The organism is Methanolobus sp. ZRKC2 (genome assembly GCF_045291185.1).
In the GTDB taxonomy this organism is placed as follows: Archaea; Halobacteriota; Methanosarcinia; order Methanosarcinales; family Methanosarcinaceae; genus Methanolobus.
On record NZ_CP146980.1, the window covers coordinates 1,402,437 to 1,416,993 of the forward strand.

At 43.3% G+C, this 14,557-nt stretch carries 14 protein-coding genes; 4 read left to right on the forward strand and 10 right to left on the reverse strand.

Going from position 1 to position 14,557, the window contains the following annotated elements; all coding sequences use genetic code 11:
- Window position 1: 1 nt before the first annotated feature.
- From rnfE to V7O62_RS06530, 6 genes are read right to left on the reverse strand one after another with little or no spacing between them, the layout of a single operon-like run.
- Window positions 2-616, reverse strand: coding sequence for an Rnf electron transport complex subunit RnfE (gene rnfE, locus V7O62_RS06505; protein ID WP_406658192.1), 615 nt, complete (start codon window positions 614-616; stop codon window positions 2-4).
- Between the two features lie 9 nt (window positions 617-625).
- Entirely contained in the window at window positions 626-1,192 is a 567-nt protein-coding gene (gene rnfG / locus V7O62_RS06510) for an Rnf electron transport complex subunit RnfG (protein WP_406658193.1), read from the reverse strand.
- Window positions 1,185-2,201 (reverse strand): Rnf electron transport complex subunit RnfD, encoded by a 1,017-nt coding sequence (rnfD, locus tag V7O62_RS06515; protein WP_406658194.1) that lies wholly within the window; start codon window positions 2,199-2,201, stop codon window positions 1,185-1,187. Before rnfD ends, rnfG begins: the two co-directional genes overlap by 8 nt.
- A 1-nt stretch (window position 2,202) precedes the next feature.
- Window positions 2,203-3,549 (reverse strand): Rnf electron transport complex subunit RnfC, encoded by a 1,347-nt coding sequence (gene rnfC, locus V7O62_RS06520; protein ID WP_406658195.1) that lies wholly within the window; start codon window positions 3,547-3,549, stop codon window positions 2,203-2,205.
- 10 nt (window positions 3,550-3,559) lie between these two features.
- The gene (gene mmcA, locus V7O62_RS06525; RefSeq protein ID WP_406658196.1) at window positions 3,560-5,044 is read right to left on the reverse strand and encodes a methanogenesis multiheme c-type cytochrome; all 1,485 of its coding nucleotides are present in this window, start codon (window positions 5,042-5,044) and stop codon (window positions 3,560-3,562) included.
- A 7-nt stretch (window positions 5,045-5,051) separates the two neighbouring features.
- Window positions 5,052-5,465, reverse strand: a complete 414-nt coding sequence (locus V7O62_RS06530; RefSeq protein WP_406658197.1) for a hypothetical protein — start codon at window positions 5,463-5,465, stop codon at window positions 5,052-5,054.
- A gap of 104 nt (window positions 5,466-5,569) precedes the next feature.
- On the opposite strand from V7O62_RS06530, the gene V7O62_RS06535 reads away from it, so the two are divergent.
- A complete protein-coding gene (locus tag V7O62_RS06535) occupies window positions 5,570-6,610 on the forward strand; it encodes an FAD:protein FMN transferase (RefSeq protein WP_406658198.1) in 1,041 nt (346 codons plus the stop codon).
- 25 nt (window positions 6,611-6,635) lie between these two features.
- Here the strand turns inward: V7O62_RS06535 and thpR are convergent, their stop codons facing one another.
- Window positions 6,636-7,178, reverse strand: coding sequence for an RNA 2',3'-cyclic phosphodiesterase (thpR, locus tag V7O62_RS06540; RefSeq protein WP_406658199.1), 543 nt, complete (start codon window positions 7,176-7,178; stop codon window positions 6,636-6,638).
- 129 nt (window positions 7,179-7,307) lie between these two features.
- Between thpR and V7O62_RS06545 the strand changes: the two genes are divergently transcribed.
- Window positions 7,308-8,201 carry a DNA integrity scanning protein DisA nucleotide-binding domain protein gene (locus V7O62_RS06545; RefSeq protein WP_406658200.1) on the forward strand — a complete coding sequence of 298 codons (894 nt, stop codon included), beginning with the start codon at window positions 7,308-7,310 and terminating at the stop codon, window positions 8,199-8,201.
- A gap of 59 nt (window positions 8,202-8,260) precedes the next feature.
- Here V7O62_RS06545 and V7O62_RS06550 read toward each other — a convergent pair whose 3' ends face one another.
- The 3 genes from V7O62_RS06550 to rqcH form a co-directional block, all read right to left on the reverse strand.
- Window positions 8,261-8,821: an acetate uptake transporter gene (locus V7O62_RS06550; protein ID WP_406658201.1), complete on the reverse strand. Its 561-nt coding sequence runs from the start codon at window positions 8,819-8,821 to the stop codon at window positions 8,261-8,263.
- A gap of 594 nt (window positions 8,822-9,415) precedes the next feature.
- Window positions 9,416-10,456: an mRNA surveillance protein pelota gene (locus V7O62_RS06555; RefSeq protein ID WP_406658202.1), complete on the reverse strand. Its 1,041-nt coding sequence runs from the start codon at window positions 10,454-10,456 to the stop codon at window positions 9,416-9,418.
- Window positions 10,457-10,522: 66 nt separating this feature from the next.
- Window positions 10,523-12,514 (reverse strand): ribosome rescue protein RqcH, encoded by a 1,992-nt coding sequence (rqcH, locus tag V7O62_RS06560; protein WP_406658203.1) that lies wholly within the window; start codon window positions 12,512-12,514, stop codon window positions 10,523-10,525.
- Window positions 12,515-12,611: 97 nt separating this feature from the next.
- On the opposite strand from rqcH, the gene priS reads away from it, so the two are divergent.
- Entirely contained in the window at window positions 12,612-13,841 is a 1,230-nt protein-coding gene (gene priS, locus V7O62_RS06565; protein WP_406658204.1) for a DNA primase catalytic subunit PriS, read from the forward strand.
- On the forward strand, window positions 13,828-14,547 hold the full coding sequence (locus tag V7O62_RS06570) for a hypothetical protein (RefSeq protein WP_406658205.1): 720 nt from the start codon (window positions 13,828-13,830) through the stop codon (window positions 14,545-14,547). The genes priS and V7O62_RS06570 overlap by 14 nt, the downstream gene beginning before the upstream one ends.
- Window positions 14,548-14,557: the final 10 nt, after the last annotated feature.

Sequence of the window (14,557 nt, forward strand, 5' to 3'; positions counted from 1 at the left end):
CTTAACCACCTTTTGCCCTTTTCTTTGCTCTCTGATAGTTCACGACTGCCATGATAGCCCCTATTGTCAGGAATGCACCCGGAGGTAGGATCATAGTTGTCACGTCAGGGTTTGCCGGGAGCGACACCAATGTATAACCAAATGTCACTATCTGTCCGGTTCCCAGAAGTTCCCTTATTCCACCTATCAGCATCAATACTAGCAGGAAACCTGTGGAGATACCAAGTGCATCTATGAAAGAATAGAACACATTGTTCTTGTTTGCATATGCCTCAGCACGCCCTATGATGACACAGTTAACAACTATAAGGGGGATAAAAACACCCAGTGCCGCATACATAGGCGGGAAATAAGCTTCCATGAGCATATCCACAATAGATACGAAGGTAGCTATGATTATAATGAATATGGGAAGCCTTACAGCCGAAGGTATCTGTTTCCTTAGTGCCGAAACGAAAATATTTGCAAACACAAGTACGAAGGCCGTACCTGCTGACATACCAATCGCATTTTCAACTGACGTTGTCACTGCCAACGCAGGACAGAGACCTAATACCAGTCCGATGATCGGGTTGTCCCTGGTAATTCCACGAATATATTCACTTAATGGGTCCATTAGTATCACCTAAGCCTCTGCATCCTCAATTTCCTCGATCTTTGAATCCATGGCATCTACAACCGCTTTTGAAGAAATGCTGGCACCCGTAATAGCATCTATTGAACCTCCGGAGCTTGACAGTTCAAGTTGAGATACAGGAACATCCTCAAACTGGCTTCTAAAATCCGTAGAAGTGATTTTTGATCCTAATCCCGGGGTTTCCTCATGGCTTAAAACATCCATCCCTAATACATTTGAGAAGGAAGAATCAACTGCACCGGCCACGACAATCGGACCCTGTGATCCACTTTGCTCCTTGAAGAAAGCATAAGCGATGATATTTCCAGAGCCATCCACTGCGCGATAATATAGGATATTACTTTGACCTTCAGCATCCTCTGCCTCCTCTACAGGCTCGAAGTTCTGGGCCTCGGGTACAAGTTCACTCAGAATTTCTTTCTGGGCAGCTATCATGTTCTGTTCCAGCTGTTCACTGGTAGGAATGAAAGTTAGTCCAAGTAGCAAAGCAGCAAACATCGATACGAGTACAAGTTTACCTATGACCACAATCGTATCTTTATTTGACTCAGTCATCAGATATCACCTCGAATTTCAGGGCAGAGGGAATCTTTGCCATTACACGATTGTAGCTGTTTTCAAGAACTGATTCCTGACTGAATGACCCCGGTATAGTCCTTGCCTCGATGAAAGACGCTATGCCGTTAGCGAGGAAGATACCGTACAAAGTGCCGTCCACGTAGTTCCCAAACAGTCCGTATATAGAAACAAGCAGGCCACATGCAACTCCATAAATCAGGCGGCCTTTCTTAGTAATAGGAGTTGTTGGCGGGTCAGTTGACAGGAAGAGTATACCAAAGAGAACCACACCTATTAATGCATAAGATAATTCTTCGTTCAGCTCCAGGAAAGTGAACATGGTAGCCAGGTACATCAGAGGGTTAAGCACACCTTCCTGCACTAGGTGTATGATATCAGAAAAAAATGCTATGGTCTGGTTGAAAAAGAACACTGTAAGGAAAAATGTCAGTGGCACTCTCCACTCAATGTATCTCCTATAGATCAGGTAAACTCCCGTTAAGAGCGCGATTGGAGATACCCCTACAAGCAAGCCGGCACCAGTCTCAAGAATAAGATCAGAGAATTGGCTGATATGTGGAATAGATGCAGGTGTCATAAGATGTGGCCAGGCACTCCTGATAAAGACCCATGAGACCAGTACAGGAGTGAATATGTAAGAGCCTGCACCTCCAAAAGCATGTTTACCAACGGCTATGGCAAAGAAGCTACCCACCACAGGCAACCATAAAGGAACTTCCGGTGGCATCAATAATGCAAGCATAAGTCCGATCATTGCAGCGTGGCCGTCTTTTATTGTAATATCCTGTTTGAATATTAGTTGTATGCCGTACTCTGTTACAACAGCAGCAATAACTGCTGCCAGTATGATCCCAAGAGCAGGTATTCCAAAGAAATATATCGCTATAAGGCTAACAGGCAACAGAGCCAGTATCTTGCTCCAGTTTATAGAACTAAAAGTCATTTTACCTTTTTTATGTGGTGGAGCTGAAATCGTATAAGCCACATCACTCACCTCCGCAACAACCAAGTTTAAGATTCGATGACTCCTTGGGAGCAGCATCTGCATAAGCCTTCTCTATTGCATTCTTTGCGTACCTGATAAGTTGCAGTATATGTATTCTTGAAGGGCAAACAACAGCACATCTGCCACATTCGATACAATTCCCTATGTGCATCTGCCGGCATTCATCAAAACGACCCTGGTCGGCCATAACATTAAGTCTGCTGGGTACAAGGGATACGGGGCACACATCCACACAGCGTGCACAGTGAATACAAGCGACAGGCTGGTCCCGGAGAACTTCTTCCTTTGTCAGGAGAGTTATCCTTGTTGTACCTTTGGTCACGGGTACTTCATCAGTATATTGTGCAACACCTGTGATCACACCATTTGCAACTATCTTCCCGATCTCTCCCTTGAAATCACAGGTTTCTATAATATCCTTAAAAGGCGTGCCTATTCTTACAAGCATATACTCAGGACAGCCTACCATGCCTTCTACGTTGATAACTGTTTCATAGTATGGTTTTCCCTCGTATACCGCATCATACAATGCTTTCGCGGATTTGACACCACATACAGCAACACCTACATCCGTAGGGTCACAGCCTATCCGGACTTTGCGGCCCGTTACATTATATGTAAAGAAATTAAGAATTTTCTTCCCATAGATGCGTTCCTGGGAAGCAACGATAATATTGGAATCCTGATCCTCAAAATAATGTCCCAGCCGTCGCTTACCCACAAGTGGTGCCACTTTCAGGGTCTTCCCATTAACATCGACTCCTTCGAATGCCTCAATTGATTCCTTATCATCTTGTCGGATTATTATAGCACCCTTTGAAGCCTCTGCAGCCTTCATGAGAAGTTTAAGTGCATCCATCATCTGCGAGGCATATTCGTTTGGTGTCTTGTACTTGCCACCTATCCATTCGGATGCAGTAGAATTAATAAGAACAAGATCTATTTTTTTACCCTCTGGCTTGAGTACAGTATGTGTTGGCGCACCGTAATGCTCGACAATACCGGCCTCCTGCATCAGTGCAATCAATTCACTCTGGGAAGCGTTCTCTTTAGGAACGAACTCCACAGTTTCCATGGAATCCGTTGGCTGTATAATCACACTCAAAACCTTGTTACCGTTGGGGTGGGGAGCTTCTTCTACAGCCAGAACTTCTCCACAGACACTGGAATGCACATCGGAAGAATAATATGATGTGGATTGGCCTATTTTCTGGCCTATAAGCACCTGATCACCTTTTTTTACAATAGGCTCACAGATCGTACCTTCATGCTGTTTCAAAGGGATAGTCATTTTTTCCGGAATTTTCTTCAATCTTTTGCTTTCCACAATGATCACCTCAGAACGCTGGCTCCCTTTCTACTTCAGTGGGTCTCTGGCCTGGAATTGATACGTCGATCTCCGTTCCTGTGAAGTCACTATCAGCACCTGCAGGATCTGTTTCATATCCAAGAGCCTGCCAGTCGATTGCAGTTCCTGTGACACCATGACAATCAGCACATCCAAGAGGTTCTGCCAGTCCCACATTAGAGCCTGCAATATTGTGACTTACGGGGAAATACATCTCCACATTCCTGAGCACTGCGTCCGGATAATCCGCATTGCCATCCGAGTTGCCGTCATAAGACCGGATTTCTTCAACCGTGACCTCACCATTGCCGTCTATATCCGCTTCCATTACTATTGCAGGTCCTATTGGGTTACCTATAGATGCACTTCCATTCGGATCTGCAGCCACTTCCGGATTCGTTCCTTCATCCCACCATACTCCTGTAACAATATTGAAAGGCTTGAGCATTGCATCCTCACCCATACCTGTCTCTACAGGCAGGCTGTCATAGGGTATTCCTCTATACCATGAGATAGCAGGTGTGAACTCTTCATCCCGGGTCACATCTTCTCTCATGCCATTAGCCCAGCTGAACATCTCAAGAGCACCTCCACCTTCAATTTCTGCTCCTGGCAAAGCGGGTATGTGACAGGTCTCGCACTCAAGTGCCGAGAGGTGACCATCAACCAGCGCACCGTGGGATATACCTGCATGACAACCTTCAGCATCACAACTCTTCACTTCGACCTCAAAAGCTTCCTCAACGGATTCAGGAGCATCAATTAATTCCGGACTGCCTATCTGGTGGTCCTCTGTCTCGTGACAATCAATACAATCGAGCTCTGCATGTGCATCGTACAGAGCATGATTCTCATCTACCCAGGTTACAGCTGTTTTTGGAACTTCACTGATGTGACAGGTACTTGCACACTGTTCACCCCTGGGACCTGCATTAACCTCATCGTGTATTTCGGTTACAAGAGGAAGCGGTGTCAGTACATCGAGCATATAACTTATTACATACAGGGGTTCTTTTTGTACTTCAGAACGTGCTTCCCCAAGTGCTGCCTCATCAGCCATATCAAAGTTTCCGGAGCTTATGACCTCAGATCTTGCTTCATAGTCATAGAGATCATGTTGTTCATGGCATATCATACAGTCAAGCTCAACACCGTACTCTGCCATGTAGTTGCCACCGGGATGAGTCTGGCCAAATGTACGAGCTCGCTCTTCGCCTTCAATACTATCAACATCAACACCATAATCCATAAAAGAAGTCCATTTTTTAAGATCCTGATCCACATGATATGATTCCGCAACCTGATCATCCATACCAAAATGACAACCTGCGCACGAACCGTCCGACCATTTCTGCTCGGTCATATAATGAACAGCAAGAGCATTATTGCCACTGTAACCTGCAAAAGCATTAACTCCTGCTGCGGCGAACATTAAAATTAAGATTGCAATCAGAACTGTATTTAATTTGTCCATGGTAACCTCACTGTTCTTTACTCTCCACCGCTTCTTCGAGCTGTTTGATAACTATTACAACATTGTTCCTGAGGCTCTGCTCATTAAGTATTTTCATATCATTTGAGACATATTTGCTGATCTCAAACGACTTACGGACTACCCTTATGTTAAAGTCGAAAACTCTATCAAGCAACCCTTTTTTCGGAGTAACGCCTAAAAAGTCCACATCCATATGGTTACCAAGAACATTTGCCTTCAGTTCGATCTTATCAAGAGGCGAGTCAGGCTTAACATAAATAATATGATGTTTTACAAAGCCAAAATGCTTCTCTATACCTCTCCAACCATACTCTTCCATTAACTGATGAAGGGCGACAACTAGGTACTTGTCCTTACTTGAACTACCTCCCGTACCTTTTTTTATGCTGGGGTTGCTCATGATATTACTTCCTTCAAATAAATGATATAGTGAAATAGAGCGGAAACTTGGTTCCCTTTACTGTACCGTCGTACATAAATATCAATTATCTCTTTTCATACGGCATGAAGTATAAAACTGTTGCCGTTGTCCTGATAGCGGTTTTCACAGTATTATTAATGATAAATTACCTGCCGGAAATAGCAGAAAATGAAGCGGAGACTGAACAAATTTATTCCACCACCAGAAGTCTGATGGATACTACAGTGACAATCAGCGTATTAAGTTCCAATGAAACAAAGGCACAGGAATCAATAGAAAAAGCCTTTGAAAGGATAGAGTACGTAGACGGGCTAATGAGCAGCTACGACAACAGTAGCGAACTTAGTATACTGAACGAACAGGGATACCTCAATGAAGCTAACCTTGACATCATATATGTCATTAACAGGTCAAAGTCCTACTCAGAAAGCAGTCAGGGAGCATTTGATATATCCATTCTCCCGTTACTTGACCTCTGGAGAAGCAAATTCAGCCCGGGTGGCACTTATGAAGCCCCTACTCCGGAAGAGATCAACGAGACACTTGAACTGGTAAATTATTCTGCCATCCACGTGGAGGGCAGTAATGTCTCTCTTGACGAAGGAATGATGCTTACACTCGGAGGAGTCGCCAAAGGATATGCAGTTGACCTGGCAATCGAGTCTCTTACTGATGATGGAATTAAAGCGGGATTTGTTAATGCCGGAGGGGATGGAAGATACATCGGGTACAAAGAGCAAGGCGTGCCCTGGAAGGTAGGACTACAGAATCCGGACAAAGCCGGAGAGGCAGTCGTTGTGATGGACATGGAAGATAAGGCAGTTGCCACGAGCGGGAACTATGAGCGCTATTTTAACGATGCCGCTAAAGTCTCACATATCTCAGATCCACGTACAGGATATCCTGCACAGGACCTCATCAGTGTAACCGTAATTACAGAGAGTACCATGGATGCCGATGCTTTTGCCACAGCCGTATTTGTAATGGGAGAAGAAGACGGGATGGAAATGATAGAGGAATTGGATGGAGTCGAATGCCTGATAATAACATCAGACAAGAGACTGGTCCGCTCCAGTGAGTTTGCAGAATATGAAAGTATTTCAGAGAACATTACACAAGAGTAGTCTTTGGAAGGATGATCCCCACGGATTATCCAATTTTTACTTCATGCAATGTCTCGTAAACAGGCCCTTCAGGTGTCAGGGTGCTCTTCTTTAGCTTTATGGAATCAACCTGCATCGTGCCCACCTCAATATCTTTAAGTTCCTCAAGCAATTGGATGAAATCCTCTTTTTTCTTTTTTGGAAGATACTTCACTCGTGCAAGAGTCGCATGCGCACTGAAAGGATGAAGATCTTTTGCAAGCTGGAAGGGTGAAAGTGATTCTTCGATCGATTTATGCAATTGTTCAAAATCGCCCCCACAACCAAGCCAGATAACTTTTGCAAAACGAGGTTTCGGGAAAACACCCAGCCCCCCCACAGATGTCTCAAAAGGTTCACAGGACACGGAATCAAGTGCCTTTGATATATTTTCAATCTCCTCTTCGGGAATCTCGCCAAGGAATTTCATAGTAATGTGCACGATATCAGGATTCACGAATTTGAACTTGAAATCACTAAACTTCGATTGGATATCTGCAATTCTAGGGTGTAACTCCTCTGGCAAATCCACTGCTACAAAAACTCTCACCAAACAGATCACCAATTACAATTTAATCTAGGAATTTAAATTGTTGACGCTATAAGCAAGTTTTTATTTATAATGGAACATATTATAATTAATTACTGCTTTGAATAATAGCACACAAGAGGGGACAAGATGGACAGTATCAAGACAATTCTGAAATCCGCAATAAAACTTGCGGAAGATCTGGAGTCAACCGCCATAATAGTGTCCGGAGACATAAGTCTTGAAGGTATAAGCACGGATGTGCCCATCTTTTTCAGTTCAAGAAGAACTAAAAGTATAATTGACCATCTTGTAACCACAAGAAAAAACAAAGAAGAAAAGGTCAAAGGGATTGCTGACAGAATTTCACAGCAGGCCACAGGAAAGATAGACCAGATTGAAGTGATATCCGCTACAGAGTACATGCTAGGTGAACTGGACGAAGGACTGGTAGTTGGCATCATTGAAACGACCGATTCCATTGCTACTATAATACATAGTCTTGAAGATAACCAGCTTGTGCAATCACTGAAAAAATGTGAGGAAAGAGTACACCCCGAAGTAATGCGTACGGTACTGAAAATAGCTTTTGACATATCAAGTACCGGACGTGAAGGTAAACCTATAGGCACGGCTTTTATCATAGGAGATGTTGAAGAAGTAATGAGCCGTTCCCACCAGATAATCCTTAATCCATACTCAGGCCACAAAGACGAAGACAGGGACGTACTCAGCAAGATGAATTGGGAATCCGTAAAAGAATTCGCACAACTCGACGGAGTCTTTATAGTATCCGAAGAAGGAAAAATGGAATCTGCAGGACGGTACCTTGATATCGATGCAAGAGACATCCGGCTGGACAAAGGTCTTGGAGGTCGACATGTGTCTGCCGCTGCTATCACAAGAGATACTGTAGCTATAGCAATAACGGTTTCTGAATCAGGCGGACTGATTCATGTATATATGGACGGAAAAGAACTCATGTCCATAGAGTCAACAGAAAGAGCAAGATGCCACAATACTGCTGATACCCCACTTGAATAATTAAAAAAGAAAATTATGCCGGCACAAGGCCGGATTTTTTAGTTCATTAGTGTTTTGTTTTAGTAAGGGACTTTTATTTTACCAACTTCGTCCATTACCAGTGCAACACCAAGGTAGAGTGATGCAAGACCAAGCAGGAAAGTTATTACGCCTGCAATCATTCCACCAACAAGTGCATTGCTGAAGAATGTGAGGTCAAGCAAAACAAATACTACAGTTATTCCCATTACGCCAATCTTAAGGGTCACTATTGTTAGCAAAGTTGCAATGATACCCCAGAACAAGAGGTAATACATTATTGATTCTGCACTTGCTGCTGGCAGTGGTGCACCAAGAAAACCCACGGTTGTTGCTATCTGAATGTATGCCCAGGAGAACCACCACAGTGCAAATGCTGTGAAAGCGGTTGCACCAAAGGTGTCACCTTTTTTCCATAGCTCAAGGCCTGCAAAGAGCTGGGCAAATCCACCAAGGGTTATTGCCATTGCAATGATCATTGTGAAATCACTGAACAGTCCCAGTGCAGGCATTCCAAGGAATGCGGCTGCAAAACCGAGACCAAGGAAACCCAGTGGTGCTGGACTTCCAGTTGTATCTTTAATTGTTACTTCTCCATCCATAGTTAATCACTTCCCTAATAAGTTAATAAATGCAATCAGCTTCAACATTTTGTAGTTAATATAACTGATACTTGAGATTCCAAATTAAACAACTCAAATAAATTTATAATCAAAACGTTTTCAAATGTATTATATGTGGTTTCACCAACGCTATTTTTCACCTCCTGATAAGGACTTTAGTAAAGAGGTATATATCATTTTTGATTATTAAGAAACGTGAAAAGGGTATTTGTAGTGTTATTTACAAATTAAGCAATTATTATTTGTTTAATATTGATTCAAAGGTACAAAATAGATTTATTCCTGTAAACATCCCAATATAAGTAATTTTTAAGCAATATTAATATTACTTTGCAAATATAAAATACAAAAATCTTCTTTTTGCAGCAATTGTGAACGATTTACACACAATCATTCCGAAATGTTTATGTAATAGAACAAAACTAAAATTTTTGTTATTTTTTTACATATAAAAAGTCCCCGGTTAATTTGATATAAGAAAAACATATGAGCTATTTTTGATTCAAAACCGGGGTATCGTTTGAACCTAAAAATGATTTCATAAAGAATAGATACAAAAACTTTGAGACCTGATTATATCTTGAACCTTAAAAGTGCAGCAATTCCGCCAAGTGAAAGTAATTTTTGGCCTGGTTCAAATATCGTGCTGAAGATTACTATATTTCCCCTGGAATGTTCAACTGACTGCAGGAAATCATCGATGCTACCTTTTTCCCTTTCCATGCGAAGAAATTCATCAGCCACAAGTAAGGTTTCGATTGCTCCGAAGTCCTGGGCAGACTTTACCTCATCAAGACCATATGAGACTTTCCCATCAGTTGATATCTCTTTGAGCAGCTCATCCATGAGTTTGGATTCCCTGGCAATCCTTGATTCTTCCATTATCCTGTCTACAGCCCCTCTTTTCAGTACTTCCTGAAAACCGGACATCCCCACAGATGCAGTGTCTTCAACAATAGCCCTTGAAGCCAGCTCAGGCTCCTTGGAAGTCAAGTATTTCAGGAAATCTTCCTTGGTGAAGCCCGGACCAGCAACAACTATAGCTTCCGAACCAGATGCTGCATGGACAAGCGGGTCAACTATCTCACTAAAGAATGCTTCCCTGAGAGTGCCTTCACCTTTTCCCGAAGACTGGGTAATATGCGAGTACAACTCTATTCCATAATGGCGAACAAGACCGATATCCGCATCTCCTTCCTCAACGGCAACGACCACAACCTTCGGACGCTTTGAGGAAGCTTCGGCTTCATCTATTCGCTCTACCTGGTCCTTCTTCCAGGTTTTAACTATGGAAACATTGGTACCGTCTTCTATATTGAGTGTGTGATAGGAGCCTGTGTCCATTCCCTGCTCGATTACGCCATGAATCCTCAATCTGTTGGAGAACCTGTGAAATTCAAGATCCTCTACCCTTATACCAAGCCTGACATTCTTCTTTTCCATTTTTTCAGGCCTCAGCTTATCGCTTGCAGAATCAGCTTTTCTCTTTGTCAGGGCAAAGACAATGTCACCTTTCTCTATTATATACTTCAGATGCCACAGATCATCCAGGGTTTCGGGTGTAACGGCAATCTCACCATCTCTTCCTTTCAGACTTCTTTTTGTAACGCGCATGGAACTTACCTGCAAATAAATGAAATTAAACTGATGAATGTCAGATCAGACTGACAAACATGACTATCATACTTTTATATCAGACTCACCCGGCGGAATCATCATTGCAATCTTATCCGGGGATGCTATCTGCTTGACAAAGTTGACTTCCTTCAACTTATCGACATATATTTTGTATATCTTTTTTGCTATATCATTCTGGTTGAACTTTCCCGGAGTAATTTCCACCACATGTTTACCATGCGCCTTTACAGCAGAAAGAGGGCCACCTATAACCCGGGTCTCAGCACCTAATTCCAGTGCTACTGCTGCAGCAACCTGTACATCACGATAATAATTACGTTCCCCACGTATGACAAAAGAACCCTTTTTCAAGTATTCACCGGATTCCGGAGTCTTTGAGACCTGTTCGGGTTTGACCCAGTAACAATCCCCGCTAAACTGTCCTGATTTCCAGATACTTGAATAAGATACAACAAACTCTGCGGCCTCCTGAAGCACCTCTTCTGATACCTCCCTGCCTTGGGTCTTGATGATAGTTATGGGAGCACCTGGTGCTTGGGTATGGAAGACAATATCGTTCTTTTCCATATATTTTTTCACAAGATCTTCGTTGGTCTCCGCATCCCTTCCTCCGACAACGAGGAAATCGTCAGAAGAGAAGAACCACCTGAAGCGGTCGTACCAATGCTTCTTGATTTTGGCCTTACGTTTTGAAGGAGCTTTTCTTTCCCTCTTTTGCATAGCAAGCTTTGTGTCCTCTATGGCTTTCAGGGCACCATCCCTCTTCTTATTCAGTTTCTTAGCCTTGTCATAGTATGACTGGGCATTCTGAGGAATAGTCAGGCGCAGGTCAATGGTGGCATTAGTACCTTCAAGATCAAGCACTATCTTACCTGAAGCTGAATCAATACTGACTATGCATTTTGCCGCAGGCAGTGTGTCTTTTGCTTTTTTGACAATTTTCTTAATCTCGTCCCAGGTGTATCCTTTATCCCTGGCATTATCGAGTACAGCAACTATCTCTTCGATATCAACGTAATGAGCGTATATTTTTTCAGCGATATGCACCTGCTTATCGGCATCCTTTCCGAACTTTTCAATTGCATCCTGCTGCTTTCCCAGGCGCCTTGCAAAGACATCTACCTTCTCTTTCTTCACCGCCTCTACAACTTCTGTAACCTCTTCAGCCGCCCTTTTGCCAAAGAGTTCATCGAGGGCCTTGTTGAAAGAAGGAAAAGATTCTTTCTCCATGTCAGAATATAGTTTGAGTTCCAGGGGGACAACATCAAAAGGCTGAACCTCACATTTTATTTCTTTCTTTACAACATTAGGACTAAGTTCCCCTTTGAGGAGAGGTGTAAACAGTTCTTTCAAAGAACATGCAAGTGCTGAGATTCCTTCGTCTCCTAATTCCTTTGCAGGTGTTTTCTTGTCAACACCTGATCTCAGGCAGACCTCTTCAGCCAGGACACCTCCGAGATTGAACCTGCTTGCAATGGTCCTCACAACATCAGAATCAGACAAAGCAAATGCTTCCCTTATATCCTGCTCTTCCGCGTCAACCGGGCTTATCTGGGCCTCAGGGTACTGGTAAACCTCACCGCTACGAATCCTTCTTCCCTTGAAAGTCACCGGTTTCATTGGTAAAATGATCTTTCTTTCCGAATCAAGCAGGACTATGTTACCGGGAGAGAACAGCTCTGCAACCAATATGGTATCTATTCCACCACGAACCAGGCCAATTTCGATTATCCTGTCAAAATCATACTGCTTGACATAAGTGATACGTCCACCCATTATGTGCTTTCTCAGCAGCATCGGGAAAGCCTGGGGGATCTTGGGACTCGGGCGAATATGCTCACTGAGATGTGCACGCTTACCGGCCTCGATGATAAAGTTGTCCCGGCCCTTATCGTAAACAAAAATATTAATACGCAGCTCCTCCGGCGCAGGCTGGTATATTTTGCCGATCTTTGCATCTATAATAGAATTCTCACCTGAGCTAAGTTCAAGAACCAGCGCAGCCACATCGGCACTCGTCATTTCCTTCTTCATGCGGTGATTATAATGTAAATGGAGACTATAAGTTTTATGTCGAATAAAACCAATAGAACTACGCGCCCAGAGTCGGCCAACCGGAGAGCATGCACTTATGAATGAGAGAACACGTTCCTTCCTTGTATCAAAATTCCAGGAATACTATTCGCAAGCGGAACTTAGACTTCCGCCGGAGTTCACATCAAGGGAATGGGGATTTCTGGAGTTTAGCACCGGAGATCCTTTCATGCGAAGACACAAGGAATTCGGATCAAAGGGAGAACTGAACGATTATCTCAAGGGAATCGGTCCTGCCCATGCCTACTATTCAGTAGCCTATTACGAATACCCCGGAGCTCCGAAGATGAAGGAAAAGAACTGGCTCAAGGCAGACCTGATATTCGACATAGACTCCGACCATCTTCCCGGAAAAATAAATTCATATGGAGATATGCTGGAGAAAGGAAAACGGGAAACATTGAAGCTGCTGGATTTCCTCATAGACGATTTCGGTTTTGATGAAAATGATGTGCATGCCGTGTTTTCCGGCGGCAGAGGGTACCACTTCCATATCAGTGATCCGTCAGTGCTCCCGCTTGAAAGTCCTGAAAGGCGTGAAATTGTTGATTATATCAGCGGCAAGCTCAGTCCCGAGATGCATTATACTAAAGAATGGATGATCGGCGAACATGGAAGTGGCACGGATACATTCAAGGGAAAGACGACTGTACCCTATAAGTACACATTAAAAAACTACGATACGGGCTGGGGTAAAAGGATCGCGCATTATATAGTACAGTACTTGATAGCTGAATCCGTAAAAGAAGACAAGGAGATGTTCCGTGAACTAAGAGAACTCAAAGGATTCGGTAAAAGCACTTCGAAAAGGTTCCAGGAACTTAAAAAGATATCAAAAAAGCCGGAAATACTGAAGAATATAGTTGAACATGGAAGACTGGATTTTGGCCATATTGATGATTTTCAGGATGTTGTCAGCCTGCTGATAAAACAGGCAGTTGAAAAGTCAAAAGTCAATTTCGGCAGCACACAGGTAGACGAACCTGTCACAGCAGACATCAAACGCCTGATCCGCCTGCCGGGTTCTCTTCATGGAAAATCCGGGATGAAAGTTACTGCACTTAGAATTGATGAGCTTGAAGGCTTTGAGCCCCTGGACGATGCAGTTGTCTTCGGAGAAAAAACGGTAAAGATAAAAGTTATAAAACCATTTGCAGTTCAGATGAAAGGAAAGGACTTTGTACTAGAGGAAGGCATTCAGGAAGTCCCTGAATACGCCGCAATCTACTTTATGTGCAGAGGTGCAGCAGAATATGGATCGCGCTGAGCTTAAAAATACACTCCGTGAAGAAAGCAGTTCTTCGATAAAAGCAATCCATCCGACCTTCTTCCAGGAAGTTGCGGATTACGTGAAAGAGCTTGAGGAAGAGATTGCTGAAATCAACAATCCAAGATCAGTAGAATCAAAGATGCTGGAAGACGAGCTGCAGAGCGCGATGACGGATGTGGAAGTGATATTCATCCGTCGGCTGAAAAAAACAATAGTCAGTGCTACCACAACCGCCTTTTCCAATCGCCCCCCACAGGACATCAATAAGCTCCTCCCCGAAGAAAGGAGAGTGTATGACGCTGTCCTGTCAACAATAAATACCTCCCGTCAAGAGTTACTTGAGCCCATACTAGATCCGCAGGCAGTTGGCAGACTCAAAGGGAAAAATAGGCAAATTCCGACTGCAAAACCAACTGAAGAGATTGCTGATAAAAACAGAATGTCTGAAGGTCCTGAACAGGACTATAGAGAGTTAACAGCCACAACAGAAACTGCCATGAACAGCCGGGAAAAAGAGGCAATAGGCAAAAGTAATATAAATGAAGAATTCGTTGTTGTGCGAATACTGGAGAACCTGCCTACTTTCAAGGCTATGGACAATCGCAATTATACATTACGTGCGGAAGATGTTGTCGTTTTACCTGCCCTGAACGCAAAAGGACTGGTCAAACGCAACGTTGCACAGATGATTACTAATAATTAATTTAAACTTA

Bases quoted from the DNA above. Each gene is read 5' to 3' on its own strand.
- V7O62_RS06570 (WP_406658205.1), top strand. From the start codon at position 13,828: ATGGATCGCGCTGAGCTTAAAAATACACTCCGTGAAGAAAGCAGTTCT.
- rqcH (WP_406658203.1), bottom strand. From the start codon at position 12,514: ATGAAGAAGGAAATGACGAGTGCCGATGTGGCTGCGCTGGTTCTTGAA.
- V7O62_RS06545 (WP_406658200.1), top strand. From the start codon at position 7,308: ATGGACAGTATCAAGACAATTCTGAAATCCGCAATAAAACTTGCGGAA.
- priS (WP_406658204.1), top strand. From the start codon at position 12,612: ATGAATGAGAGAACACGTTCCTTCCTTGTATCAAAATTCCAGGAATAC.
- rnfG (WP_406658193.1), bottom strand. From the start codon at position 1,192: ATGACTGAGTCAAATAAAGATACGATTGTGGTCATAGGTAAACTTGTA.
- V7O62_RS06555 (WP_406658202.1), bottom strand. From the start codon at position 10,456: ATGCGCGTTACAAAAAGAAGTCTGAAAGGAAGAGATGGTGAGATTGCC.
- V7O62_RS06530 (WP_406658197.1), bottom strand. From the start codon at position 5,465: ATGAGCAACCCCAGCATAAAAAAAGGTACGGGAGGTAGTTCAAGTAAG.
- V7O62_RS06535 (WP_406658198.1), top strand. From the start codon at position 5,570: ATGAAGTATAAAACTGTTGCCGTTGTCCTGATAGCGGTTTTCACAGTA.
- rnfE (WP_406658192.1), bottom strand. From the start codon at position 616: ATGGACCCATTAAGTGAATATATTCGTGGAATTACCAGGGACAACCCG.
- mmcA (WP_406658196.1), bottom strand. From the start codon at position 5,044: ATGGACAAATTAAATACAGTTCTGATTGCAATCTTAATTTTAATGTTC.
- V7O62_RS06550 (WP_406658201.1), bottom strand. From the start codon at position 8,821: ATGGATGGAGAAGTAACAATTAAAGATACAACTGGAAGTCCAGCACCA.